The organism is Psychrobacillus sp. AK 1817, assembly GCF_008807035.1.
Taxonomy (GTDB): domain Bacteria; phylum Bacillota; class Bacilli; order Bacillales_A; family Planococcaceae; genus Psychrobacillus; species Psychrobacillus faecigallinarum.
In genome coordinates, this window is the sequence record NZ_CP031739.1 from 3,882,076 (window position 1) to 3,906,916 (window position 24,841).

The 24,841-nt window shown below is 36.5% G+C and carries 22 protein-coding genes and 2 other annotated features; of the genes, 16 read left to right on the forward strand and 6 right to left on the reverse strand.

The genetic code is table 11. The features are described 5' to 3' along the window. Window positions 1-19 precede the first annotated feature (19 nt). From D0S48_RS19465 to D0S48_RS19475, 3 genes are read right to left on the reverse strand one after another with little or no spacing between them, the layout of a single operon-like run. Window positions 20-1,195 (reverse strand): acetoin utilization protein AcuC, encoded by a 1,176-nt coding sequence (locus D0S48_RS19465; RefSeq protein ID WP_225321653.1) that lies wholly within the window; start codon window positions 1,193-1,195, stop codon window positions 20-22. Continuing rightward, window positions 1,192-1,839, reverse strand: a complete 648-nt coding sequence (locus tag D0S48_RS19470) for an acetoin utilization AcuB family protein (RefSeq protein ID WP_144535279.1) — start codon at window positions 1,837-1,839, stop codon at window positions 1,192-1,194. The genes D0S48_RS19465 and D0S48_RS19470 overlap by 4 nt, the downstream gene beginning before the upstream one ends. A gap of 39 nt (window positions 1,840-1,878) precedes the next feature. Next, window positions 1,879-2,511: a GNAT family N-acetyltransferase gene (locus D0S48_RS19475; RefSeq protein ID WP_151113481.1), complete on the reverse strand. Its 633-nt coding sequence runs from the start codon at window positions 2,509-2,511 to the stop codon at window positions 1,879-1,881. A gap of 173 nt (window positions 2,512-2,684) precedes the next feature. Here D0S48_RS19475 and acsA point away from each other — a divergent pair, with 173 nt between their 5' ends. Then, window positions 2,685-4,403 carry an acetate--CoA ligase gene (gene acsA, locus D0S48_RS19480; RefSeq protein WP_144535283.1) on the forward strand — a complete coding sequence of 573 codons (1,719 nt, stop codon included), beginning with the start codon at window positions 2,685-2,687 and terminating at the stop codon, window positions 4,401-4,403. A 214-nt stretch (window positions 4,404-4,617) separates the two neighbouring features. Beyond that, window positions 4,618-4,824: a hypothetical protein gene (locus D0S48_RS19485; protein WP_151113483.1), complete on the forward strand. Its 207-nt coding sequence runs from the start codon at window positions 4,618-4,620 to the stop codon at window positions 4,822-4,824. A 331-nt stretch (window positions 4,825-5,155) separates the two neighbouring features. Here D0S48_RS19485 and D0S48_RS19490 read toward each other — a convergent pair whose 3' ends face one another. Continuing rightward, a complete protein-coding gene (locus tag D0S48_RS19490) occupies window positions 5,156-6,550 on the reverse strand; it encodes an amino acid permease (RefSeq protein ID WP_151113485.1) in 1,395 nt (464 codons plus the stop codon). A gap of 83 nt (window positions 6,551-6,633) precedes the next feature. After that, window positions 6,634-6,885 (reverse strand) — a binding site (T-box leader). Window positions 6,886-7,280: 395 nt separating this feature from the next. Between D0S48_RS19490 and D0S48_RS19495 the strand changes: the two genes are divergently transcribed. The 6 genes from D0S48_RS19495 (at window position 7,281) to D0S48_RS19520 (ending at window position 13,595) form a co-directional block, all read left to right on the forward strand. After that, window positions 7,281-7,691, forward strand: coding sequence for a VOC family protein (locus tag D0S48_RS19495; protein ID WP_151113892.1), 411 nt, complete (start codon window positions 7,281-7,283; stop codon window positions 7,689-7,691). A 207-nt stretch (window positions 7,692-7,898) separates the two neighbouring features. Next, complete coding sequence (locus tag D0S48_RS19500) at window positions 7,899-8,324, forward strand: hypothetical protein (RefSeq protein ID WP_151113487.1); 426 nt, start codon at window positions 7,899-7,901, stop codon at window positions 8,322-8,324. A 526-nt stretch (window positions 8,325-8,850) separates the two neighbouring features. Then, window positions 8,851-10,179, forward strand: coding sequence for a group II intron reverse transcriptase/maturase (ltrA, locus tag D0S48_RS19505; RefSeq protein WP_151113488.1), 1,329 nt, complete (start codon window positions 8,851-8,853; stop codon window positions 10,177-10,179). 1,138 nt (window positions 10,180-11,317) lie between these two features. Then, window positions 11,318-12,148 (forward strand): amino acid ABC transporter substrate-binding protein, encoded by an 831-nt coding sequence (locus D0S48_RS19510; RefSeq protein WP_151113490.1) that lies wholly within the window; start codon window positions 11,318-11,320, stop codon window positions 12,146-12,148. Next, window positions 12,135-12,824 carry an amino acid ABC transporter permease gene (locus D0S48_RS19515; protein ID WP_144535296.1) on the forward strand — a complete coding sequence of 230 codons (690 nt, stop codon included), beginning with the start codon at window positions 12,135-12,137 and terminating at the stop codon, window positions 12,822-12,824. The genes D0S48_RS19510 and D0S48_RS19515 overlap by 14 nt, the downstream gene beginning before the upstream one ends. 36 nt (window positions 12,825-12,860) lie before the next feature. Beyond that, window positions 12,861-13,595 carry an amino acid ABC transporter ATP-binding protein gene (locus tag D0S48_RS19520; RefSeq protein ID WP_151113492.1) on the forward strand — a complete coding sequence of 245 codons (735 nt, stop codon included), beginning with the start codon at window positions 12,861-12,863 and terminating at the stop codon, window positions 13,593-13,595. A 374-nt stretch (window positions 13,596-13,969) separates the two neighbouring features. Here D0S48_RS19520 and D0S48_RS19525 read toward each other — a convergent pair whose 3' ends face one another. After that, window positions 13,970-16,888 (reverse strand): transglycosylase domain-containing protein, encoded by a 2,919-nt coding sequence (locus D0S48_RS19525; protein WP_151113494.1) that lies wholly within the window; start codon window positions 16,886-16,888, stop codon window positions 13,970-13,972. A 98-nt stretch (window positions 16,889-16,986) separates the two neighbouring features. Beyond that, window positions 16,987-17,182 (forward strand) — a binding site (T-box leader). An 81-nt stretch (window positions 17,183-17,263) separates the two neighbouring features. Here D0S48_RS19525 and tyrS point away from each other — a divergent pair. From tyrS to D0S48_RS19555, 6 genes are all read left to right on the forward strand, one after another. Continuing rightward, window positions 17,264-18,529 (forward strand): tyrosine--tRNA ligase, encoded by a 1,266-nt coding sequence (tyrS, locus tag D0S48_RS19530; protein WP_144535302.1) that lies wholly within the window; start codon window positions 17,264-17,266, stop codon window positions 18,527-18,529. A 311-nt stretch (window positions 18,530-18,840) separates the two neighbouring features. Next, window positions 18,841-19,089, forward strand: a complete 249-nt coding sequence (locus D0S48_RS19535) for a DUF3006 family protein (RefSeq protein WP_144535304.1) — start codon at window positions 18,841-18,843, stop codon at window positions 19,087-19,089. Window positions 19,090-19,259: 170 nt separating this feature from the next. Next, window positions 19,260-19,637: a VOC family protein gene (locus tag D0S48_RS19540; protein WP_151113496.1), complete on the forward strand. Its 378-nt coding sequence runs from the start codon at window positions 19,260-19,262 to the stop codon at window positions 19,635-19,637. Between the two features lie 17 nt (window positions 19,638-19,654). Next, window positions 19,655-20,470, forward strand: a complete 816-nt coding sequence (locus D0S48_RS19545) for an alpha/beta fold hydrolase (protein ID WP_151113498.1) — start codon at window positions 19,655-19,657, stop codon at window positions 20,468-20,470. 45 nt (window positions 20,471-20,515) lie between these two features. Next, on the forward strand, window positions 20,516-20,824 hold the full coding sequence (locus D0S48_RS19550; protein WP_225215930.1) for a hypothetical protein: 309 nt from the start codon (window positions 20,516-20,518) through the stop codon (window positions 20,822-20,824). A 96-nt stretch (window positions 20,825-20,920) separates the two neighbouring features. Beyond that, on the forward strand, window positions 20,921-21,514 hold the full coding sequence (locus tag D0S48_RS19555; protein ID WP_151113501.1) for a hypothetical protein: 594 nt from the start codon (window positions 20,921-20,923) through the stop codon (window positions 21,512-21,514). 106 nt (window positions 21,515-21,620) lie between these two features. Here D0S48_RS19555 and D0S48_RS19560 read toward each other — a convergent pair whose 3' ends face one another. After that, window positions 21,621-22,595 carry an ABC transporter substrate-binding protein gene (locus D0S48_RS19560; protein WP_191963838.1) on the reverse strand — a complete coding sequence of 325 codons (975 nt, stop codon included), beginning with the start codon at window positions 22,593-22,595 and terminating at the stop codon, window positions 21,621-21,623. A gap of 187 nt (window positions 22,596-22,782) precedes the next feature. Here D0S48_RS19560 and D0S48_RS19565 point away from each other — a divergent pair, with 187 nt between their 5' ends. Continuing rightward, window positions 22,783-23,787 (forward strand): FecCD family ABC transporter permease, encoded by a 1,005-nt coding sequence (locus D0S48_RS19565; protein ID WP_151113502.1) that lies wholly within the window; start codon window positions 22,783-22,785, stop codon window positions 23,785-23,787. Next, window positions 23,784-24,839 (forward strand): FecCD family ABC transporter permease, encoded by a 1,056-nt coding sequence (locus D0S48_RS19570; RefSeq protein WP_151113504.1) that lies wholly within the window; start codon window positions 23,784-23,786, stop codon window positions 24,837-24,839. Before D0S48_RS19565 ends, D0S48_RS19570 begins: the two co-directional genes overlap by 4 nt. Window positions 24,840-24,841 lie beyond the last annotated feature (2 nt).

Consider the following 24,841-nt stretch of genomic DNA (forward strand, 5'->3'; position numbering starts at 1 on the left):
CTTTCAAGTGCAAGAGCAGCTAGTCTATATCCTTGTATGATTTTTGACTTCGCAATTGATATAATGCTTTATCGAGCATTTGTTTATTCTTTTCCATAATTTCTATTTTTCTAGGTATAGGCTCGTAGAGAGGATGAGGATCCATCCAAGTTGGGATAAAGGGAACCGGTGATTCTGGACTCCATTTTTCTATCCAAGTTTTTGGTAGATCTCCTGTTGGAGATTGGATATCATTCATCTCCATCCAAAGCAAAGACCAGGCTCTTGGGACAACTCTCCAAATGTCATATCCGCCTCCACCTACAGCAATCCATCGACCATCACAATATTTATGTGCTAATTCATGAGCAAGCTTAGGTATTTCCCGATAAATATTCATCGTTCCATACAGATGGGTAAGAGGGTCAAAATAATGGGCATCTGCACCATTTTGACTTAGAATGACATCTGGCTTAAACCACTCTACAATCTCAGTAAAGCTAGTACGATATATATCTAGAAACGACTCATCCTCTGTGAAGGCATCAATAGGAAAGTTAAAAGAAGTACCATAACCTTCTGCTGTCCCTCTTTCAGTAATATTACCTGTTCCGGGGAAGAGATATCTTCCAGTTTCATGAATGGAAATAGTGCAAACATTTGGATCGTCGTAGAAGCTCCATTGTACTCCATCACCGTGGTGAGCATCCGTATCTATGTAAAGAACACGAGCATTAAATTTTTCTTGCATATACTTGATAGCAACAGAACTATCATTATACACACAAAACCCAGATGCTCTGCCTTTGAAGCCATGGTGTAACCCACCACCTAAATTTATTGCATGCGTCGATTTTCCCTCCATAACATAATCAACGGCAGTTAAGGTGCCCCCAACTAAACTAGCGCTTGCCTCATGCATATGAGGGAAAATGGGAGTGTCTTCCGTACCTATCCCATAACTCTCGTATTTAGAGGTATCACCAGTTTCGAGGCTAGCTTTTTTTACTATATCAATATAGCTAGGGTCGTGCACTAGACTCAGTTCTTCGTCAGTGGCTATGCGAGGTGCAACGATCTCTGAAGTTGATAATGCATTCATTTCCTTTAGAAGGTCTACAGTAAGTGTCAGACGTTTTTGGTTAAAGGGATGTGTATCGGAAAATTTATAACCAAGCTGATTCTCTGAAAAGATAAAGACGGCATTCTTTTTCATACAATCAATCCCGGTTGACTTGGCCATAAAACTTCAAACCCAGCATCTTTTACTGCCTGCACTAATTTAAGAGTATTCATCGTTTTAACGCGTAGTACTAAAATTTTATACTCACTATCGTTTTTATCAGGATATACCAATACACTAAGTAAATTCATTTTTTGCTCATAAAATACCTTGGATATTTCAAATAAGACGCCAGGTCGGTTGGGCACTCTTATTTCCATTTGGGATCCCGGCTGGTGGACACCAGTTAACTCTATAAATTTATAAAGAAGATCAGATTCTGTAATCATGCCGACTAACTTTCCTTGGCTTGTGATAGGCAGGCAGCCAATTCGATTGTCGTAAAAAATACATGCGGTTTCTTCCACGAAATCTAGCGGATGTCCTGTTATAGGATTCTTAGTCATAATTTTTTCTAATGGCATATTTAAAACATCCGCATCTTGTATAACTTGAAGGGAGGAGGGGGTTGCTTCCTTTAAGTCACGATCAGTTACCACCCCTAGTACTTCACGTTCCTCGTTAATAATTGGTATATGCCTAATACGTTGTTCTTTTAAAACTTTTAAAGCATCATTTATTGTATGTGATGGTGTTAAAGTAGGTACTGATGTATTCATGATTTCTTCTACAAGCATAAAACCAAACCCCTTTATAAGAAATTTAAAACATCTTTGTTAGTACATAAAACGGTTCATAAAGCGCAGCTGATCAAATTGCTGAATGGATTCATTGTCAACTCGACTTCCAATTTTGGCCATCAAGCAATTGGCAGGATGTGAGCTAATCTCTGGATCGTCAGTAGCGTAATATTCAAGCCCTCCGGCCATCATCATTTTCTCCATCATCTTTCGATACTCCCATACATTTAAACCAGTTCCCTTTAAGTCCCAATGCCAGTAATACTCAGTCGTGATCGTAATGTAATCCTCCATTGCGTCATCCATCATTGACACACGAAGTAATTCTTTTCCAACTCCGGTTCCACGAAATTTTGGAATGACTTCAATAGCACCTAATTCTATCAAATTTTCCATATTCCCTTGGGACCATCTTTCTAATGGATCTGGATGGAGGAACGTACAGTATCCGACAATCATATTCTTATCTCTGACAATGATAATCCTGCCTTCGGGTAATTTTGCAATTTCGATAATTGCCTTATGCTGTTGTACAGGATTACGGAACGCTATTAACTCTTCATGGAAAGTCAGATTTGCTAAATCTTCAAATGGTACCGGTCCTTCAATAACGATAGTGCCATGTTTCGTTTCTTTCTCTATCGAATTAAAAACTTTTTTGTGTTCCACATATTCACCACCTATAATTTAGTAACAGTTGCCACTATTATACATGATTTTTTATGAAGAAAGGGAATTCTATAAAACTGTAACAAAAGATTCTAAAAAGTAAAAACATTAGCATTATTTAATGAGAGTATTGTAGAATATAAGAGTGTATATTTATAGAAAGGGTGAATGGGATGAAAATAGAAGCGCTACCTGTAGTACAAGAGGAGTATCAATTAAAGGACTATGATGCTACTGCACGAGATTTCCAATGGGAAGAAGCCGAAAAGACTTTTACTTGGTATGAAACAGGTAAGGTGAATATGGCATACGAAGCGATTGATCGTCACGCAAAATCAGATAAAAAGGACAAAGTTGCCCTTTACTATCAAGATGCTGATCGTAAAGAGTCGTATACTTTCGGTGATATGAAAACTTGGACAGATAAAGCTGCAAACGTTTACAAAGAGCACTCTAACCTAGCAAAAGGAGATCGTCTTTTCATCTTTATGCCAAGATCTCCGGAGTTATATTTTGCGTTGTTAGGAGCAGTAAAAATGGGAACAATCGTTGGCCCATTGTTTGAAGCCTTTATGGAGGGGGCAGTATATGATCGTCTTCTTGATAGTGAGGCAAAGGCCATTGTAACCACACCTGACTTGCTAGGAAGAATACCATTGGATCGCCTACCAGATTTAGAAACTGTTTTCTTAGTAGGAGACAATATTAAAGAAGATGATAAGTTTATAGATTTTAATAAGGCTCTAAAAAATGCATCTGATGCTTTTGAAATCGAGTGGGTAGATAAGGAAGACGGACTAATTTTACATTATACTTCTGGCTCCACCGGGAAGCCAAAAGGAATTTTACACGTTCATTATGCGATGGTACAACAATACCAATCCATGAAATGGGTTATGGATATAAGAGATGATGATATATATTGGTGTACAGCTGACCCGGGGTGGGTTACTGGAACATCCTATGGAATTTTTGGCCCATGGCTAGCAGGAACAACTTCACTTATTTTAGGTGGACGTTTTTCACCAGATGCTTGGTATAAAGCAATAGAAGAATATAAGATTACTGTTTGGTACAGTGCTCCAACTGCATTTCGTATGTTAATGGGGGCAGGGGATGGTATCGTGAAGAAGTATGATCTTACCTCCCTGCGCCATGTATTATCGGTTGGTGAGCCACTAAACCCTGAAGTTATTAAGTGGGGCATGCAGGTGTTCAATAAGCGAATTCATGATACTTGGTGGATGACAGAAACAGGTGCTCAAATGATTTGTAACTATGGCTGCCTTCCTATTAAGCCGGGCTCTATGGGTAAACCATTACCAGGTGTAAAAGCTGCTATTATTGATAACAATGGCGTGGAAGTTCCGCCATTTACAATGGGTAACTTGGCTATCAAAAAAGGCTGGCCATCTATGATGCGTCAGGTTTGGAAAAACCAAGAAAAATTTGAATCCTACTTTATTAATGATGAGTGGTACTTCTCAGGTGATTCTGCCTATATGGATGACGATGGCTACTTCTGGTTCCAAGGAAGAGTGGATGATGTAATCATGACTTCTGGTGAGCGAGTTGGGCCATTTGAAGTGGAAAGTAAATTATTAGAGCATCCTGCTATTCTAGAAGCAGGTGTAATAGGCAAGCCAGATCCAGTGCGTGGAGAGATTATAAAAGCGTTTGTTGCTTTAAATGAAGGGTATGAGCCTTCTGATGAACTGATTGAAGAAATTCAACAATTTGTGAAGAAGGGTCTTGCTGCTCATGCGGCTCCAAGAGAAATTGAGTTTAAGGATAAGCTTCCTAAAACTAGAAGTGGTAAGATTATGCGCCGCGTCTTAAAGGCTTGGGAATTACAACTTCCGACTGGCGACTTATCTACGATGGAAGATTGATATTAAAGGTCGTAGCATTGAAAAAATGCTACGGCTTTTTTTTATGAATGATATAAATAAAATTTACATAAAAATGGCTATGTTAAAGGTCAGGATTGATTTTTCGTGGGGTGGTATAGTTTGTAAAATGTTACACTGAAATTAACGCAAGTTTAGTTGAATGGCTTAGGTTCAATATCTAATAAATATATTTATTTGGAAGGTATTTTCAGTTATGGAGTTAATTATGTTTTCCCTAGGTGGATTTTCGATACTTTATTTTGTAATTCAGGCAGCAGTTATAAAAGGAATTAACAGTTCAATAATTGGGAAATTACTTGAAAAAGAATACGGGGAAAGGGTAAATGAAAGAGTAAATGAAAGTTTAATAATTGATGATGTGCTTGAGAAATATAAAAAGAGAGATGATAAAAACAAGTGAATTATACGAGAACAAAACCTGTTGCTTTGTAATAAAGTTTAATCAAAAATACCCACAAAACCATATTTTACTGTAAACAAGAAGAATCCATTTTGAAAGAAAGTTTGATCAAAATAGATTCTTCTCTTGCATATTTAAATATCGGTATTATAAGTAAAGTTTAATCATTTTCTAAATGTGTTGCTCAACAATCGCCAATTAGTGGAATAACCAAAATATGATCTAAGCCCTAATAAAATCAGTTACTTCTTGTTGAACTAATGCATCCGTTTGTTTATGTATATTTAGTCACATACGGGTGTTATTGGGTTTTGAATTCTAGAAAAGAGGTTTATTCAACAATCTCCTTTTCAATGGAACCTTCTGTAAAATCCTTTTTTTTGATTTTATATCCTATATATAAAATCAAAAACCATATAGGTGCTACAACTAATGCTATTCGCATGTCCTCAATAAATCCAATTAAGACAATGACAAGCGCTAAAAATGTTAATGCTAGATAGGTTGAAATTGGATATAACGGCATTTTAAATGCTAGTTTTTCTATTTCTTTTTTTGTTTTTGATTGTCTGAATTTTAGTTGGGCAATCAGGATAATCGTCCAGCTGGTAATAACGGCAACCGTTGCAACAGCAGAAATATACAAAAATACTTTTTCAGGAACAATATAATTCAAAACTACTGCGACTAATAAAAACAATGAAGAGAACAAGATTCCACGTCTTGGACTACCATTTTTGCTAAGCTTTCCGAAATATTTCGGACCGTTATTTTGCAATGATAAATTGTGTAACATTCTGCCTGAAGCGAATAACCCACTATTAAAAGCAGATAATGCTGCTGTTATGACAACAAAATTAATTATATGCGCAGCACCAGGAATTCCTACCTTTTCAAAAATTAAAACAAATGGGCTCCCATTAGTGCCTACCTCATTCCAGGGATATATAGCCATCATGACTCCTAATGCACCAATATAAAAAATTAATATCCTCCAGATAACATTGTTGATGGCCAACGGAATTGATTTTTGAGGATTTTTCGCTTCCCCTGCCGTAATTCCAACTAATTCTACCCCTCCAAATGAAAACATCACGAGGACCAAGGACATTACAATACCGTTGATTCCATTTGGCATGAATCCTCCGTGAATCCAAAGATTGTCAAAACCGATCGGCTGTCCTCCGTTCCCGATTCCCAGGAAGATGATTCCTAGTCCAAGGAGAATCATTCCGATGATGGCTACAACTTTAATCAGTGCGAACCAGAATTCAAACTCTCCATATGCTTTTACATTAGCAAGGTTTATCAGTGTAATTACGATAAGTACAGCCAGTGCTACCAGCCACTGTGGAATATCAGGAAACCAGTAATTCACATAAACACCAGCCACCGTTATTTCTGCCATCCCAACGACAACCCACATAAACCAATAGGTCCAGCCAGTTAAGTAACCTGCAAACGCCCCTAAATATCGATGTGCATATGAACTAAATGAACCAGAAACCGGTTCGTCCACAGCCATTTCCCCAAGTGCTCTCATAATGGTAAAAATAACTAAGCCTCCGACTAAATATGAGAACAAAATGGATGGACCAGCCATTTGAATGGTTGCACTCGAACCATAGAACAATCCAACTCCAATTGCACCTCCAAGTGCAATTAACTGGATATGCCTATTATCTAAACCCCGCTGAAGTCTCTGATTTTGATTACCTTTACTCAATCATTATTCCTCCTTAAAATATTATTTCTAATATTGCAAGGATATAAAAAACAAAGTATAAAAAAACGCCCTTTTGGATTAACCAAAAGGACGATTCAACTCGTGTTACCACCTTTAATGCATAAGCAACTCATATTGCTTACCTTTGTAAGTACAGTCATCTGACGATACTTTAGCACATGATTACGGGTGCTAAGCCGGTGTAGCCTACTAAGGAATCCTATTCAGTACACTGCTCCAAGATGAATTCACAATCGTTCAACATGCACCTCTCATCAACCGGTAACTTTCTGTCTGTTTGCATGATTGCTACTATTTCTTATCATAGCCTTTATTCTTATATCCCGAAATGTTTTAAACAAATCTTCGTTATGCAAATATTAATTATATATTATATTATAGATTAATTTAACTTTGTCAATATAAAATGTTCTGCTTCAACGCCCTCAGTTTAATACGATTTTCTTTAAATATGTTATTCAAGAATAGGGCCCTGATATAGATATTAACTACCATCAGACTGTTAGCCCTGATAGGCAAGTTTATTTCTTTTATTCCTTTAAAGATACAAAAAGAATTTAGAGTTAGATATGCAATCAGTTGAATAAAGAAATCCAGCTTCATATGTTGCATAACGGATTCTGTATAATAATTTTATTCTTTGAAGGAATTTATTTATGAAATAGAGAACTATAGTGTGAATGACAATACTATAGTAGAGGTGAGTAACATGGGGTTTCAGGCGGATAAGATATTCGTAAATTTAGCAGTAAAAGATTTAAATAAGACTAAGGAATTTTTCTCTAAATTGGGGTTTGAATTCAATTCCCAGTTTACCAATGAATTTGCAGCAAGCATGATTATTAGTGATAACATATTTGCTATGTTGTTAGTTGAAGAACATTTTAAGACTTTTACGAAAAAAGAAATCGCCGATTCTACAAGAAGTAATGAAGCAATCTTGGCACTATCTGTTGATAGTAAAGAAAAAGTCGTTGCGATTGTAAACAAGGCATTAGAAGCAGGCGGGAAAATTTCAATGGAACCACAAGACCATGGATTTATGTATGGATGGAGTTTTGAGGATATTGACGGTCATCTTTGGGAGCTTTTTTACATGGATGAAAGTGCAATAAAATAATTTATTCTAAACATTAAGTAACTCACAATAAACCGAATGAGGAAGCTGGCACATGGTGTTGGCTTTTTTGTCGTACATAATGAAGATTATGTAGAACAGAGTTACAGTTGCTTATTAAACTATTGGGAGCTTTACTTTAAGAAGAGGCTATTGCCTTTAACATTCAGGTTTTTATGGTAATGTGGAGGAATTTAAGGTGGTTGATCAATGAATATTAAAAAAATTTTAGCATTTTTATTAATTGCAAGTACTCTTTTTTATGTTTCCTATCTTATGGTGTATAAATTTTCATTTTTACCAAATGGATATGATATTGAAGAAATAAAAAAAGATTATGTTTCGCTAAAATCATTCAATTTCTTAGGAGTTGAAAAACATATAATAACTCTGCCCTTTTCTGCGGATGACACTTGGAAAATTGATGAAATTGAATATGCAGTAAATAGACAAAAGGAATTTTTATGGCTGTTGTTTTCTTTTGTTACTATTTCAGGATTTTTGTTGATTTATAAGGTTCTAAATGGATTAAAATTATGGAAAGCAGTCTTAGAAAGTAATATTGTTTTTGCTGTTTTGTTACCTCTTCTTCCTGTTCTAAACTCATTGAATAGGTTATTTGACTTAATCTCCTGATTACTCAACTACCGATTGCTTGTGCGGCCGAGCATAGGTCGTATCATATAGCGGGTGGGATTCCCGCCGAGAAAGAACTAGCCATTCACTCGTAGCGAGTCTTGGAGGGCTAATGGTAACATTAGCCTTTAAGCGTAGACAGTTAGGTGGCGGGCCGAAAGCCAACTGGTTGAAGGGATTGAGCTCCATAATGTTAGTAAATCGAGAGGGCTGATGCTTTAAGCACGGCAGAAAGCTACATTTTATCCATCGTTAAAGGCAAGAAGGATAAAGCCTCTCTGGGGTCAGAGACCTTGGCACGTCACACATGGATATGATACGGCAACTCGGGAGACCCTAGCGGTCTCTTCTTAGTGAAGAGTATGGTGTACAAGTGATAATAAGCAAGGAAACCAAATGCCGTTTAGGGAGTCGGATAGCAGCGTAGTACCAATGAAGTTGGGTAATGCCGATGGAGGAAAGGCTGCTACCAAGTTATCACCCTTACTAGGGACACATTTACTACACTCGGAGGTAGGAATACTAAATGGAAACAAAACTATTAAGGATAGCAGAATTAGCAAAATCTGATCCGAAAATGAAATTTACATCTATTGTACATTTACTAAATAAGCAATCTCTAGTTCAATGTCATCTTGAATTACCTAATAAGAAGGCAACGGGGATTAATGGCACAACTAAAGAGCAATACGGTGAAACACTAGAGGAAAATATAGAAGATTTAGTAAGTAGGCTTAAAAGTAAAAGTTATCATCCAGTTCCCGTAAGGAGAATGTATATTCCTAAGGTTAACTCCAACAAGAAAAGACCGTTGGGGATACCGGAACATGAAGATAAGATTGTACAGAGAGGCATTACTAAAATACTAAATGCCATCTATGAAAACGATTTTCTAGACTGCTCTTTTGGGTTCCGCCCAAATCGTAACTGCCACGATGCTTTGAAAATATTAAATCATTACATTGAAAAGAAATCAGTAAATTATATAGTAGATGTAGATATTAAAGGGTTCTTTGACAACGTTGACCACATATGGATGATGGAGTTCTTAAAACTGCGAATTACTGACCCTAACTTACTAAGATTAATTGGTAGGTTTCTTAAAGGTGGATACATGGAGGAAGGAAAGAAATACAAGACAGATAAAGGCACACCGCAAGGTGGAGTCATCTCTCCGGTTCTAGCCAATCTATACCTTCATTATGTTCTGGACCTGTGGTTTGAGAAGGAAGTTAAAAAACAGTGTAAAGGACATGCATACATAGTTAGATATGCAGATGATTTTGTGTGTTGCGTCCAATATAAGAGCGAAGCTCAGGAATTCTTTCAATCATTGAAGCTGAGATTACAGAAGTTTAACTTAGAAATAGCAGAGGATAAAACCAAAATCATTCCCTTCGGGAGGTTTGCGGAGAAAGATGCAAAACTAAAGGGAAATGGAAAACCTGACACCTTTGATTTCCTAGGTTTTACACACTACTGTGGAAAGAGTAAAACTGGACACTTTCGTGTGAAACGGAAATCAAGTAGGAAAAAGCTACAAGCTAAACTAAAGGAATCTAAAGAATGGATAAAGAAGAACCGAAATAATGATATTCATATGATTATGGATAGATTTAAACGCTCACTTGTAGGTTATTACAACTACTATTGCATTACGGATAACACTCCAAGTGTTCACCAATTCAAAGACAAAATCCAATACTTACTATTTAAATGGCTCAACAGAAGAAGTCAAAGGAAATCCTTTACTTGGGATAAATTCAATCTCTTTCTTCATAAATATCCGTTACCTTCACCAAGAATTAAGGTGAATATATACGACTTAAGAAAAGAGATTAGCTATATTTTGTGAATGATGACTAGGAGGAGCCGTGTGCGTAAATAGCGCAAGCACGGTTCTGTGAGGGGGGAGGAACACAATCTACCGTAGGTAGAGAGGTTCCCTTCTACTCGACTACTTTAAGAAATGTAAAGCCTTTTTTCTTATTGTACTAACAGTCAGTATTGTTCAATAATCAAAGAGAAACATTTATTAAAAAAAGGTGAAGAGTAGATGAATAGCCCCAGTTGATACTGTTGGGGAGATGAGTAAGAATATAAAATTAATTTAATGCAAAATTAGTGAAATGATTCTTTTTATAACGGGCAATTCTAGTATCTTACTATTTTAATCATCCCTTTGTTAATACTAGAATTTCAATACAGGATAATGCAAAATAACATGAATTTAGGAGGCATTAAATTTGAAAATCCAAAAAATGCCGATGGAGGAAAGGCTGCTACCAAATGATCACCCTCACTAGGGACACATTTACTACACACAGCGGTAGAAATAATAAATGTAAACTAAACTATTGAGGATAGCGGAATCACCATTTTGTGTGATGATTTGGAGGAGCCGTGTGCGTAAATAGCGCAAGCACGGTTCTGTGAGGGGGGTGGAACACAATCTACCGTAAGGTAGAGAGGTTCCCTTCTACTCGACTAGCAAAACAAGATCATCATTTTATGAGGGTCTATTTTTTATCCAATCATCCAGTGGACCTCAGAAGAAATCCATTGTGAAATGTTACACTTAAACTAAAGCGATAGTTTAGTTGAAGAAGTTTTTTTCGATTGTGATAAATAATATTTGTAAATTATTAAACAAAAATTTTTATTTTGTGCTCTCATCGCGAAATCAAAAAACAATCTCTTGAAATTACCCAACTAAAGAAAATAAGGGTGTACTCTGCTACACTACACTACATCTGGTAGGAAAGCTTAGTATTAAACGTTCAGAAATTAGTGGTCTTGGTTATAATAACAATGTTTTCAAATTTATTGCGATAATTAGACCTTCTACTATATTAGAAACGATTGAAATATATGTGATAATTCTTAATGATTTGGGTATTAATACTTGGAGATAATTGTTTTGACTCGTGGGTATCCATGTATTAAGATAATGATTACCAAGTATGTTTATCTGAATTAGGAGGAATCATGACATGAAAAAATTTAGCTATTTGCTATTATTGATTATTTCTGCTGTGCTAGTGTTAGCGGCATGCAGCGGCAAAGAGAACGGAAACGAAGGCGGAAATGGAAATCAAAACGAATCGGGCAATGCTGATGGGGATCTGCTAGCGAAGGTAAAAAACAGCAGTGAGCTATTGGTCGGTACTGAAGGAACATACGCACCTTTCACATTCCATGATGAGTCTGGTAAGTTGACTGGGTTTGACGTTGAGATTGTAGAAGAAATTGCTTCACGCCTTGGCGTAAAGGCAAAATTCATGGAAACACAGTGGGATGCAATGTTCCCGGGTCTAGATTCAGAACGTTTCGATATGATTGCCAACCAAGTGGGAATTAAACCAGAACGCCAAGAAAAATATGATTTCTCTGACCCATATATTTCATCATCTGCAGTATTGGTAACACAAGCAGACAACAATGACGTTAAAGCATTTGAAGATATTAAAGGCTTGAAATCTGCTCAATCCCTTACAAGCAACTACGGTGAAATAGCTAAGTCATATGGGGCTGAATTAGTTGGCATTGACGGGTTCATTCAAGCAATTGAATTGTTGAATTCAAACCGTGTAGATGTAACCATCAACGATAAATTAACTGTACTTGATTACCAAAAACAAAAACCTGAAGCAAATATCAAGATTGTAGCAGAAGCTGACGATGCTGCACAAAGTGGTTTGATGTTCCGTAAAGGAAGCGAAACACTAGTGGAAGCTGTAAACAAAGCATTGAACGAAATGATCGAAGATGGCACGTACAACGAAATTTCTGAGAAATGGTTCGGCGAAAATGTTTTGGAATGATCCTGATAAAGTGGAGCGCTATATAGATATTGCTCAATCTTCTCTCCTCCCTTTGCTGGAGGGTGCTGTTGTATATACGCTCCCATTGACGCTAATTACATTCGTTTGTGGACTTGTACTAGCAATTCTTACAGCGTTGGCTAGAATATCAACCATCAAACCGTTCCAATGGATTGCACGCATTTATGTCTCCGCCATTCGGGGAACGCCTTTATTGGTACAGTTGTTTATTCTATTTTATGGTTTGGGATCAGTTGGGGTTGTCATTGACCCGTTCCCAGCCGCTGTTATTGGGTTTTCGTTGAATGTGGGGGCATACGCTTCTGAAGTGATCCGTGCGGCTATCCTATCTATCCCTAAAGGGCAGTGGGAAGCTGCACAAATGATAGGGATGACTTATTCCCAGACATTGCGCCGAGTGATTTTGCCTCAGGCTACACGAGTATCCATCCCGCCTCTTTCGAATACATTCATCGGCCTGGTGAAAGATACTTCTTTGGCATCTGCTATTCTAGTAACCGAAATGTTTAGAAGAGCGCAAGAGATTGCGGCATTCAACTATGAGGTCCTATTACTTTATACTGAGGTTGCTATCCTGTATTGGATCATCTGTTTCTTGCTTTCGCTTGTCCAAGGTCGATTGGAAAATCGATTCGATCGCTACGTAATGAAATAAATCTATTTAACGGATGAAGTAGAAAGGAGAATAGGATTGATAAAAATTAATGGACTGCACAAACGATTTGGCGACCTTGAAGTTTTGAAGGGAATCGACCTGGAAATCGATCAAGGTAAAGTGGTCGTTGTCATCGGACCTTCAGGTTCTGGAAAAACGACTTTGCTTCGCTGTCTGAATATACTGGAAGTCCCTTCGGCTGGAAGCATTTCCATTGACGGCCAAACGATTGATTTTTCCAAACCTGTACCTAAGAAAGAAGTTGATTTTTTCAGAAGAAAATCAGCAATGGTTTTCCAACACTACAATCTTTTCCCTCATATGACGGCACTTCAGAACGTCATGGAAGGACCGATGATCGTGCAGCAGAAATCAAAAGAAGAAGCCCGCCAAAAAGCAACACAACTATTGACTAAAGTAGGGCTTGGAGACAAGCTTGACTATTATCCTCATCAGCTTTCTGGCGGACAGCAGCAGCGTGTAGGGATTGCCAGAGCTCTTGCGTTGGAGCCAAAAGTAATGCTTTTCGATGAACCGACTTCTGCACTGGATCCCGAGCTCGTAGGGGAAGTACTGCAGGTCATGAAAGATCTCGCAGGGACGGGCATTACCATGGTCGTAGTTACCCATGAAATGCGGTTTGCAAACGATGTAGCATCTGAAGTTATCTTTATGGATCAAGGGAAGGTCGTCGAACGAAGCCAGCCGTCCGAGATGTTCACAAATCCTAAAGAAGAGCGGACACGACAGTTCCTGAATTTGATTCAATAATGAAAAGCCCTTTCCTCAATTCAGTGATTTATTGAGGTAGGGCTTTTATTATGATTAGGTGATGGGAAGTCTATTTTCCTGTTCTGTTCTTTCTACAGAGCGATCGAGCATCAACTGGTTCTTGCGTTGAGTAGTTATATGGTTAATTTTGAACTGGTGAACTTTTATTAGACCAAATTATTGGGGTTTCGATTGGTATTATACTACTTAATGCAACATTGATTTGGAGAAAAATAAAAAAGTAATGTTAATAAGAGTTTTTAAGAGGGGGAGAGATAGAAATTCCCCATCCTCACACGTTGTTTTTAACGTTCTAAAGATGTGAGTATATAAAGAAGGCGGTGACTTTTAGTCACCGCCTTTTTCTTTATTAGTTACGGAGTAGTCTCTTCCTCTGGTGTAGTTGGCTCTACTGGAGGAGTGATAATTACATCACTTCCGCCACCATTACCATCACCAGGGGCAGGCTGCTCAGGCTCTTCTCCCACTGGCTCCTCGGGAGGAAGAACTGGGATTACTGGGTCTGGCGCATTCAAAGTACTTATATTAGAAGCGCCAGACTGTAGACCAGTGATATCTACTGTTACTACCACATATTGTCCAGGAGAAGTAATTTGATGGCTATAGTTTTCCGCCTCGAGCTTAGTCGTTATAAGAACTCTGTTTCCATTCACCACTTGATATACACGATAACCAATTACATCATTAGAAGCTGATTTCGTCCAAGTCATTGTGTTTCCTGAAAGAGAGGTGACAACTGGAGCTGGTGGAGCACCGTCTGCCTCAAATACTTTTTCTGATACGACATTGCTAGCAAATGATGAGTCGTTCGGGAATAGCTTACTAGCGTCCCCACCAAAGCGACCAAGCATTCGTTTTATAAAGCTCTCACTTACTCCATGTCCACCTGCAACAACAAATTCACTTGGAGTAGAGTCCAATGAACGGTACTTACTACCGTTTATGACTACGTAAGACGATGATACTAAACTATCATCAGCCTGAGTAGGCAACATCACCTTTGCATTAAATAAGTCAGATTTCACAAGACCTGCTTGTTCACATGCAGTAGAAGGTGCTAGACCAGAAATACCACAGAATGACCTAGATACCACACCATCAGGTGCTTTGAAAGCGTTTGGTGCATCCACAAGCTCCGGGTTGATATCGTACATTGCATTCATCATATTGGACCAAAGTGTATTAATACGAACGCTTGGGTGTCCATAACGGTTGTTCATATGGAATAGCGTAAGCTTTTGCTCGTCATAACCTAGCCAGACACCTAAGGAAACATTAGGGTTATAGCCTATTAGCCACGAATCACTGTGTCCTTGTGTTGTACCAGTTTTTGCTCCAAAATCTGATTGGAATTTTAGACGAGAATTTGCTAATTTAGCTGTACCTTGTGTCATAACATCTCTTAAAATATCAGTCATAATGTAAGCTGTCTGTGGACTAAAAACATCGACAGGCTCTACTTTGTGCTGGTAAATAAGATTCCCTTCAACATCTTCTATCTTTTCAATCATATATGCATCAATGAACTGACCATTATTAGCAAAAGTTCCATATGCATTTGTAGTTTCTTCTATAGAAGCTCCTTTTTTCATACCACCAATAGAAAGTGCAAGGTTAGCATATTCATCTTCTTCAATGCTTTTGAAGCCCATTTTCATCATGAAATCAGTTGGCTTTTTATCCTTTATTTGATCGTAAAGTCTAATGGTCGATAAGTTTTGGGAGGTAGTAACTGCTTGTCGAGCTGAAATAATTCCTAACTCCTGAGCAGTTGTATAGTTAGTTGGTGCCCATTTGTTTCCGTTATCATTAATATTAAATTTAACATCTGCAAGGGGGCTTCCGGCTCCGATAACACCGTATTCAAGAGCAGGTGCATATACTACCAATGGTTTAATAGTAGAACCCATTGAGCGCACAGCCTGAGTAGCATGATTATATTGCTCTACATTATAATCACGTCCACCTAGGAAGGAAAGAATCCTACCGGTTCCGTTTTCAATCAGCATACTGCCGACTTGGACAGGAAAATCTTTTGTAATTGTTTCTCCAGTAGTAGGGTCCTTCACACTAATATTAGTATAAGTATGACCATAGGATTCAAATTCGTCCCTTACTTGAAGCATTTTCTCATACATATCTTTGTTGATAGTAGTATGAATACGATATCCACCAGTGCTTGCAGCACGTTGAGCCATAATATTGTACTTCTCGATTAGAGGATCACCGTTTTCCAAGGCCTCTAAATCGACTCCATCCTTTTCAGCTAGCTGAACGCTTAAAATATCTCGTACTCTCTTTTCAATCTCAAAGGTTAGCCAAGGATATTTTTCTTCTGGAAGAGCTTCCTTACTTCTAAAATCTTTTGTAATATCATAGTTAACAGAAGCTTCATATTCAGCTTCAGTTATGTAACCTGTTTCTTTCATACGATATAAAACAACCTTCATACGGTCAATTCCATGCTGTAACGATTCTCCTTCTTTTAAAACACCACCATTACTAAAAGGCGTATATTTGAATGGGGCTTGGGGAATCCCAGCAATGTATGCAGCTTGAGGAAGTGTAAGGTCTTTCGCCTTCACATTAAAAATTCCCTGTGCGGCAGTTTCAATACCAGCAATATTACGACCGTTAGCGTTTCTTCCATAAGGGATGATATTTAGATAGGCTTCTAATATTTCATCCTTAGACATAAATTCCTCTAATCGCATGGCTAAGAGAATTTCTTTTGCTTTTCTTTCATAAGAAACTTCGTTTGTTAAAATTTGATTTTTAATCAGCTGTTGAGTAAGTGTTGAACCACCTGTTTGCGTATCTGAGTTTGTCATGTCTTGTAATAGACCACGGATGATTGCTTTAGGAACTATTCCATTATGAACTTTAAAATATTCATCCTCTGTAGCTAGGACAGCATCAATGACATATGGGGAGACATTCGATAATTTTGTTTCAGTTCTTTCTAAATCTGTTCTAAGTTTCCCTAAGTAGACATCTCCAGCGAAGTATATTTCTGAGGTTTCTTCATAATTAAACACAGCAGCTCGCATTTTTTCTTTTTCTCGTAAAGGTTCATCCTTTATTAAAGAAGTAAAATAACCTGCACCAACAGAAGCGGCAAATATTCCAAGTGTTAGACCAACTACTAAAAATATTAAGCATAAGTTCCACACTACACTTGAAGATATACGCAATCTTCTTGCCCATTTGGTTGATTGCCAGGCATCTACTTTCTCTTTATATAAGTGGAATTTCTCCATCCATTTATTCATTAATTTCTCGACCTCCAAATCAACAATATTATATCATAGTCCTATATTATAGACGATAGTTATTGACATACGATTCAAATTAGGTAAAATAGGTATAACATTTAACGAAGAAAAGTCCGAAGTAGTGCTTATACATACTGTTTAGAGAGCTAACGGTTGGTGAAAGTTAGTCGGTGGTTAAGATGCGAATTACAGGCTTGGAGTTATACGTCGTCACAACGTTACATGTGAAAAAGCGGAAGGATTGTTCCTTCAAGCTGGGTGGTACCGCGCTAACTAATAAGCGTCCCTGCATGATTTTTATCATGCAGGGACTTTTTGTTTTTTGGCAATTAAATCAGTACTGCCTTTTCCAATAATAAGGAGGAGACAAAAATGACAAACTCATTAATTGAAGACCTGCAATGGAGAGGACTTTTGTATCAGCAAACTGATGCAGAAGGAATGGATGAGCTTCTATCCACTGAAAAAGTATCCTTATATTGTGGAGTTGACCCAACTGCAGACAGTATGCATATTGGTCACATTGTTCCGTTATTAACACTTCGCAGATTTCAAATGCATGGTCATCGTCCAATTCTTTTAGTCGGCGGAGCTACTGGAATGATTGGTGACCCGTCTGGTCGTTCAGAAGAAAGACAACTACAAACTACCGAACAAATTGATTTAAATGTTCAAGGGATTAAAAAGCAAATGGAACGTATTTTTGATTTCCAATCTGAAAATGGAGCACAGATGGTAAACAATCGCGAATGGATTGGGCCTATGTCTGTTATCGAATTTTTAAGAGATTATGGAAAGCTTATTAATATCAATTATATGCTAGGGAAGGATTCTATTGCTTCACGCTTAGACTCAGGACTTTCCTTTACAGAGTTTGCCTATACATTAATTCAAGGAATCGATTTTAATCACTTATTCAATCATTATGGCTGCCGAGTTCAAGTCGGTGGATCAGATCAATGGGGCAATATTACGACTGGTTTAGAAATAATTCGTAAAACACATGAGGAAGAAACAAAGGCATTTGGTATTACGATTCCTTTAGTGACTAAAGCAGATGGTACTAAATTTGGTAAATCAGCTTCAGGTTCAGTATGGTTAGATGCACAAAAAACATCTCCATATGAGTTCTACCAATTTTGGATAAATACAGCCGATTCAGATGTTATTAAATACTTGAAAATTTTTACTTTCCTTGAGAGAGAGGAAATCGAAGGATTAGAAGTAACTGTACAAAATGAGCCACATTTACGTAAAGCTCAAATGACTTTAGCAGAAGAAATGACTCGCTTGATACATGGTCAAGAGGCGTTGGATCAAGCGGTGAGAATTTCTCAAGCATTGTTTAGTGGAAACCTAAAGGCGCTTACAGCGGACGAAATGAAGGATGCTTTTAAGGATGTTCCATCGGTAGAAATGACAAAGGATGAAAAAAATATAGTTGATTTCATTGTAGAAGCAACTGTATCTCCCTCTAAAAGACAAGCACGTGAAGATGTAACTAATGGTGCTATTTCTATAAATGGTGAAAAAATTACAGAAGTTGGATATGTTGTAGGGCAAGTGGACAGATTAGAAGATGAATTTATGATTATTAGAAGAGGTAAGAAAAACTATAAAATGATTAAATTTGTATAATATTTAAGTTGCTTCTCATACTAATGGGAAGCAATTTTTTTTGTTAAAAAGTAGCCTTTTATACGATTTTTATTCAACTTTTTTAAAAACATGCCAAATATTTATGTTATATAGAAAAAGTTTCATGCTTTTCATTAAAAAGGTTAAATTTTGAACGTTTTAAAAAGTTTATATAAATAGTGGACAAAATAGGTGAAAATAAGTAACTATATAGTATAGAATAAGATTTAGGAACACTTCACCTAAAATAATTAAAATAAATTCTTATTATTTTTGAATATATTAGCTTTTAAAAAAGGGGGTTAGTAAACATGGAAGCGAAAAAATATATACTAAATCATTTCGATGATTTTTTTGTTATTCTTTTTGGGAAAAATGATAAAGCTGATAAGCTAGTTATTTTAAAAGAGAAGTTTACAATCGACGCAAAAGAAGGAGATCTTTTAGAGATTTCTATTAACGAAGATAAGACAGGATATGATTTTAAAATTATTCATGAGGAAGCCGATGATAAAAGACAAAGATTATTGGACTTAATCGAGAATATGGAAAAGAACTAAAAACCTTGAAGCTGATTTAGCTTCAAGGTTTTCTTTTTGAAAATAATCTTTGGGGAAATAGATGAAAATAGTAATTTAGTTTGTTAATGGGAAATTATTAATTATTAAAGGAAAATCTGGAAAGACATCGAATAGTAAATACATAATATATAAAGGTAGGAGGACACATATTGGGAACATCGTTATTAAATGGAGTAGAGGGAATTTTTATTCCTGTGAAGAATCCAGCTGTTTCAGCACAATGGTATGAAACCGTTCTAGGATTTAAGTTAAATTATATTGAAGAAGAAGCAGCTGTCATGAAAATATCGAATAATTCACCGACTGTCGTTTGTTTAGTTAAAGTAGAAAATTATACGCCTATGAAATTTCCTTCCAATAATTTTGGAGTGGGGAAATATGTTAACTTTATACCAAAAAATATTGAGAAACTTTACGATGAGCTAAAAAACAAAGGAATTGCAGTAAAACCCCTTGGAGGTGATGAGGAAAAGAAATACTTTACGTTTTTTGATCCGGATGGTAATCCACTTGGTGCTTGTCAGTAAAAGAGGAGGACAATTAAATGTATACAACTGTAAATGATGTAGAAGTTTACTATGAAATATACGGAGAAGGCACTCCTATTTTAATGCTTCATGGATTTTCACCAGATATGGAGCTGATGAAGGGTTGCATGGAGCCGTTTTTTCAAAAAACTAGAAGATCTTATAAAAGAATATACATAGATTTACCAGGGATGGGAAAATCAAAACAATTTGCTCATCTAAATAATACAGATGATTTAATGGAAGTAGTTATTGGTTTTATAGAGAAGGAAATGCAAAATGAGCCATTTTTAATTGCAGGGGAGTCATACGGTGGCTATTTAGCTCGTGGAGTTATTGCCAAAAATAGGTTTCCTATTCTAGGTGCTTTCTTTATTTGTCCTGTTATTAATACAAACCATGATCAAAGGACACTTCCTGTTAAAAATATAGCAGAAAGAGACGAATGTTTCTTTAAAAAATTGTCTAGTAATATACAAAAAGAGTTCGAGAATAACTGTGTAGTATTAAACGAACTAACATTTAATCGATGGACTGAAGAGGTTGTTGCAGGAATGAAGCGAGGGGATGTAGCGTTTTTACAGAAAATCGCCGGTAACTATGCCTTTAGTAATTGGTTTGAAGAGCCACAATTTAATAATCCTGCTGTGTTTTTACTTGGAAGGCAGGATGACGTGGTAGGTTATCAGGATGCACTAGACTTAAAAGAAAATTTTCCTAGCGCATCCTTTGCAATTTTAAGTGGGGCTGGTCATAATTTACAAATTGAAAGGCCTGTTCTATTTAATGCTTATTTAACCGATTGGTTGAATCGTTGTGAACAAAATAAATGATCTTTTGTTACATAAGTACGCTACAGAAAGATGTGACTGACTTATATGCATGAATTATTAAAAGGTTTTATAGATGACCCATGGTGGTTAATGCCAAAAAGTATGTCGGAAAATTTAAATAAGGAGTTAACAAAAGAACTTTCGCCAAGCCACCAACTCTATGGAAAATTTGCTGTAGCAGTAGCTCGAAGAACCGATAATGATGATGTGATATTTTGGATAGATGAGCTAAATAAGTATGCGGTAATTCATTTAACGTATTCAAAAGAAACTTCAAGTGAATTCCCAATTACTACACTATACACGTTGAGTGAGCTGGAAAAACACTGTAGAAATATATCGTCCATTTATTAAAGAAAGGGCAACTTTATATTGTGAGCTATTATATATTGCTCTTTTTTATAACTTAACTAAAGAGGTTACAGCAAATTAAGGAGTTTAAGTTTAAGAATGAATAATGAATTTAATATACAAAAGCAGTTTTATAGGATCTATAAAGGATATATTACTGTATCTGAATTTGAAGAATGGCTTTATAAAACAAAAGAAATAGAAAGTATTTATGGCTCTAATTTTTACTTTAATTTACTTGATTTGAATTATAGAAAGAAATACATAAAAAATGAATTAATGAATCTTATCGAGACGAAAATTCCGTTTTATGCATTTGAACAGGAACGAATCATGTCACTCTTGGAAAGCATAATAAAAGAAAAGAATGACTTAGTAGATATTTTAGAACAATTATATGAGGATTATTGTAGTGGATACACATTTCTACGATATTTAGGTCTTACCTATATTACTGGAATTGATGCCATTCCCAAGGTAGAACATAAAGATGAATGGGATAAAAATGAATTTGACCGTAAAAGAGAACTACTTAATAGTATTAAGCCCAAGGTTATTAATGAAGCTATGCGTTTATTATCTTTTTTTCAAAAAGGTTTGATAAAGATAACGGAGGAAAATGATTATAGCGATTATCGAAGGGAGGAAGATCGAATAGAGCTTAATAATATTGAAGGGATGTTTAAAGAATAAATTTAGGACACTAGGACACTAACACAAGAATAGCTACTAAAGTGGTAAAGCTTTGTAAAAAAAACTAGACAACCAAGATTGTCTAGTTTTTTACATTTATATTCTTTTATTTATTAAAAATCTCTTCGATTTCATCTAACATAATATTAGCTGCTAAAACTCCACCTGCTGTATTCCAAATAGCATCACTTACTTCATGAACATTTCCGCTTTTAACAGCATTTAAATTTTTCCAAAGGGGATCGTTCGTCCATTCCTTTGCGGTATCTAGGGCAGCTTTATCACCTTGTGGTGCATATGTGAAGTAGAATAATACGTCCCCATCCATTTTAGGAATAACTTCTTTGCCTACTTCTATAGCTAAATTCCCAAGCTTGTTATCAGTAGTAAAAAGTTCGGTTTGCTGGGAAGCACGTTTAAATCCTAAATCTTCAAAAATTACGCCGGAGAAAGAATCAGTATAATAAATTCTAGATTGGCCAGCCATGAAGCGTACAATAGAAATTTCTTGATCAGTTTTATCCCCAAGACTCTGTTTTACTTCATCTAGATGTGCGTCAAATTGACTTAATACTTCATTTCCTTTTTCTTCAAGGTTTAACGCTTTAGCATATAATTTAAAGTTTTCTTTCCAATCGCCTCGTAATGTATCAGAAAATACAGTTGGGGCAATTGCACTTAGTTGATCGTATACAGCTTCTTGACGAACTTTGGTACCTATAATTAAATCAGGTTTTAATGCTGCTATCTTTTCTAAATTTACCTCTTGCTCTACTCCTACAACTTCTACGTCTTTCATCTCGTCACTGATGTGGTCGTACCAAGGATCTCCAAGCCAAGATTGAACAGCGCCAACTGGTTTCACTCCTAAAGAGAGCAGGGCTTCTGTGCCTTCGTTAGTAAGAATTACAATCTTTTCAGGTGTTTTTTTGAGTGTAGTACTACCCATTGCATGTTCTACTGTGTAGCTAGTGTCGTCTTGTTTTTCACCTGTTGTAGTATCTTCTTTTTGTCCACAAGCTGCTAATAGCAATAAAGAAAATATAGAAATAATAGCGAAAAAAGGTTTTATTTTATTCAATTAGCTTACCTCCTAAAGTTAAATATTAATGATAATCATTTTCAATACAAACCTTATAATAGTTCTCTTGTAAACTTATGTCAATATGAAAATGAAAATGATTCTCAAACTCATTGACACTCTATATAACATGCAATAGACTAGAGGTAAATAGTGTAAATTTACGGATAATAGAAAGGTTACTTTTATGTTATTAAAAACGAACGGACAAAGACTAGTGGGACTAATTATTGTCATTTCTATACTAGTCTTCTTAATGTGTGCAAGTGTTATTTATGGATATACACAGACATCTTGGAAAATGGTGCTAGATGCTTTTCAAAATAATAATGGTTCAAACGAACATATTGTAATTGAAACAGTTAGACTCCCAAGAGCTCTAATCGCTGCAGCTGTTGGAAGTAGCTTAGCTATTTCTGGCGTTTTAATGCAAACTCTAACGAAAAATCCGCTTGCATCGCCTGGGATTTTTGGCATTAACGCTGGAGCAGGGTTTGCAGTAGTTTTAGCAGTAACTCTTTTCTCAGTAACTAATCTTCAAGCATTCGCTTGGATTTCTTTTTCAGGAGCTGCTGTGGCAGCAATTGCAGTATATACAATCGGTTCTGCAGGAAGAGAAGGACTTACACCAATGAAGTTAACTTTAGCTGGAGCAGCTATGTCAGCTATGTTTGCTTCTTTTACCCAAGGATTTCTTGTCATTAATGAGGCTGCTTTTGAGCAGGTGTTATTTTGGTTAGCTGGATCAGTTGAAGGTAGAAAGATGGAAATTTTATTAAATGTTTTTCCATATTTACTGTTAGGTTGGATAGGATCTTTTATTATAGCTTCTAAAATGAATGTTTTATCTATGGGAGAAGATGTTGCCAAAGGTCTAGGAGTAAACACTGGATTTTTAAAAATAATAGTTGCTATTATCGTTATACTCTTAGCTGGAGGAGCTGTAGCTATCGCTGGACCAATTGGCTTTATTGGAATTGTTATTCCCCATCTAACTAGATATATCGTTGGTATCGATCATCGTTGGCTTATACCTTTTTCAGGTCTTCTAGGAGGAATTTTGTTGTTGGTTGCAGATATATTCGCCAGATATATCATCATGCCTCAAGAAGTTCCAGTAGGAGTTATGACTGCTATCATAGGGACTCCATTCTTCATTTACATTGCAAGAAAGGGGCTTAATGCACGATGAATCAATATAAAAATTTTAGAGTGTTTAAAGGAAAAGTATCCTTTCTATTAGATAAAAAAGCTATATTCATATTAATGAGTCTCCTAGTAATTACAGGAATTGTTTTTATCGTAAGCACAGGTTTAGGTGATATGAAATTAAGCCCCTTAACCGTTCTGAGTGTTTTTTTTGGTGGTGGAAGCGATTTGGAACAACTTGTAGTTCAATCCTTTCGTTTGCCTAGAATTATTGTCGCATTAATGGTGGGGATTGCTTTAGCGGTAGCTGGTGGCATCCTTCAAGGGATGATTCGAAATCCTTTGGCATCGCCTGATATTTTAGGGATAACAGGCGGTGCATCTGTGGCCGTTGTTAGTTTTTTAACTTTATTCAGTGATACAAATAATTCTCTGACAGTAAGTATTAAATGGTTACCTCTCGCAGCGTTTGTTGGCGCAGTGGTCATTGCACTACTTGTATATTTTCTTGCGTGGAAAAATGGCGTATCACCTATAAGAATAGTACTTATCGGTATAGGGATATCTGCGCTCATGCAAGCATTAACTACATTGATGATGATTATGGGACCGATTTATAGAGCAAGTCAGGCGAATATATGGATAACTGGCACAGTTTATGGTTCTAGTTGGAATAATGTTGCTATATTAGTTCCATGGACGATTATTTTTATAGCTATTGCTTTTTTTATGGTTAAAAATATAAATATTTTAGAGCTTGGAGATGACATAGCTACTGGAGTAGGGGGACGCATTCAACGCCACCGTTTCGTTCTATTATTAATAAGTACTGCTCTTGTAGGAGGGGCTGTAGCTTTTGCAGGTGGTATTGGTTTCGTCGGTTTGATGGCTCCACATATGGCAAGAAGGTTAGTAGGCTCTTCATTTGGAGCACTTTTGCCTGTATCTGCTTTAATAGGTGGAATCCTAGTCATGCTGGCTGATCTGATTGGAAGAACGATGTTTTCTCCCTTGGAAATTCCTGCAGGTGTATTTACGGCAGGAATAGGAGCACCTTATTTTATTTACTTATTGTTTAAAACTAGGAATGCTTAAAT

Coding starts and splice junctions, on each gene's coding strand:
- D0S48_RS19465 (WP_225321653.1), bottom strand. CDS start 1,195: ATGAAAAAGAATGCCGTCTTTATCTTTTCAGAGAATCAGCTTGGTTAT.
- D0S48_RS19470 (WP_144535279.1), bottom strand. CDS start 1,839: ATGCTTGTAGAAGAAATCATGAATACATCAGTACCTACTTTAACACCA.
- acsA (WP_144535283.1), top strand. CDS start 2,685: ATGAAAATAGAAGCGCTACCTGTAGTACAAGAGGAGTATCAATTAAAG.
- D0S48_RS19485 (WP_151113483.1), top strand. CDS start 4,618: ATGGAGTTAATTATGTTTTCCCTAGGTGGATTTTCGATACTTTATTTT.
- D0S48_RS19495 (WP_151113892.1), top strand. CDS start 7,281: ATGGGGTTTCAGGCGGATAAGATATTCGTAAATTTAGCAGTAAAAGAT.
- D0S48_RS19500 (WP_151113487.1), top strand. CDS start 7,899: ATGAATATTAAAAAAATTTTAGCATTTTTATTAATTGCAAGTACTCTT.
- ltrA (WP_151113488.1), top strand. CDS start 8,851: ATGGAAACAAAACTATTAAGGATAGCAGAATTAGCAAAATCTGATCCG.
- D0S48_RS19510 (WP_151113490.1), top strand. CDS start 11,318: ATGAAAAAATTTAGCTATTTGCTATTATTGATTATTTCTGCTGTGCTA.
- D0S48_RS19515 (WP_144535296.1), top strand. CDS start 12,135: ATGTTTTGGAATGATCCTGATAAAGTGGAGCGCTATATAGATATTGCT.
- D0S48_RS19525 (WP_151113494.1), bottom strand. CDS start 16,888: ATGAATAAATGGATGGAGAAATTCCACTTATATAAAGAGAAAGTAGAT.
- tyrS (WP_144535302.1), top strand. CDS start 17,264: ATGACAAACTCATTAATTGAAGACCTGCAATGGAGAGGACTTTTGTAT.
- D0S48_RS19535 (WP_144535304.1), top strand. CDS start 18,841: ATGGAAGCGAAAAAATATATACTAAATCATTTCGATGATTTTTTTGTT.
- D0S48_RS19545 (WP_151113498.1), top strand. CDS start 19,655: ATGTATACAACTGTAAATGATGTAGAAGTTTACTATGAAATATACGGA.
- D0S48_RS19550 (WP_225215930.1), top strand. CDS start 20,516: ATGCATGAATTATTAAAAGGTTTTATAGATGACCCATGGTGGTTAATG.
- D0S48_RS19555 (WP_151113501.1), top strand. CDS start 20,921: ATGAATAATGAATTTAATATACAAAAGCAGTTTTATAGGATCTATAAA.
- D0S48_RS19565 (WP_151113502.1), top strand. CDS start 22,783: ATGTTATTAAAAACGAACGGACAAAGACTAGTGGGACTAATTATTGTC.
- D0S48_RS19570 (WP_151113504.1), top strand. CDS start 23,784: ATGAATCAATATAAAAATTTTAGAGTGTTTAAAGGAAAAGTATCCTTT.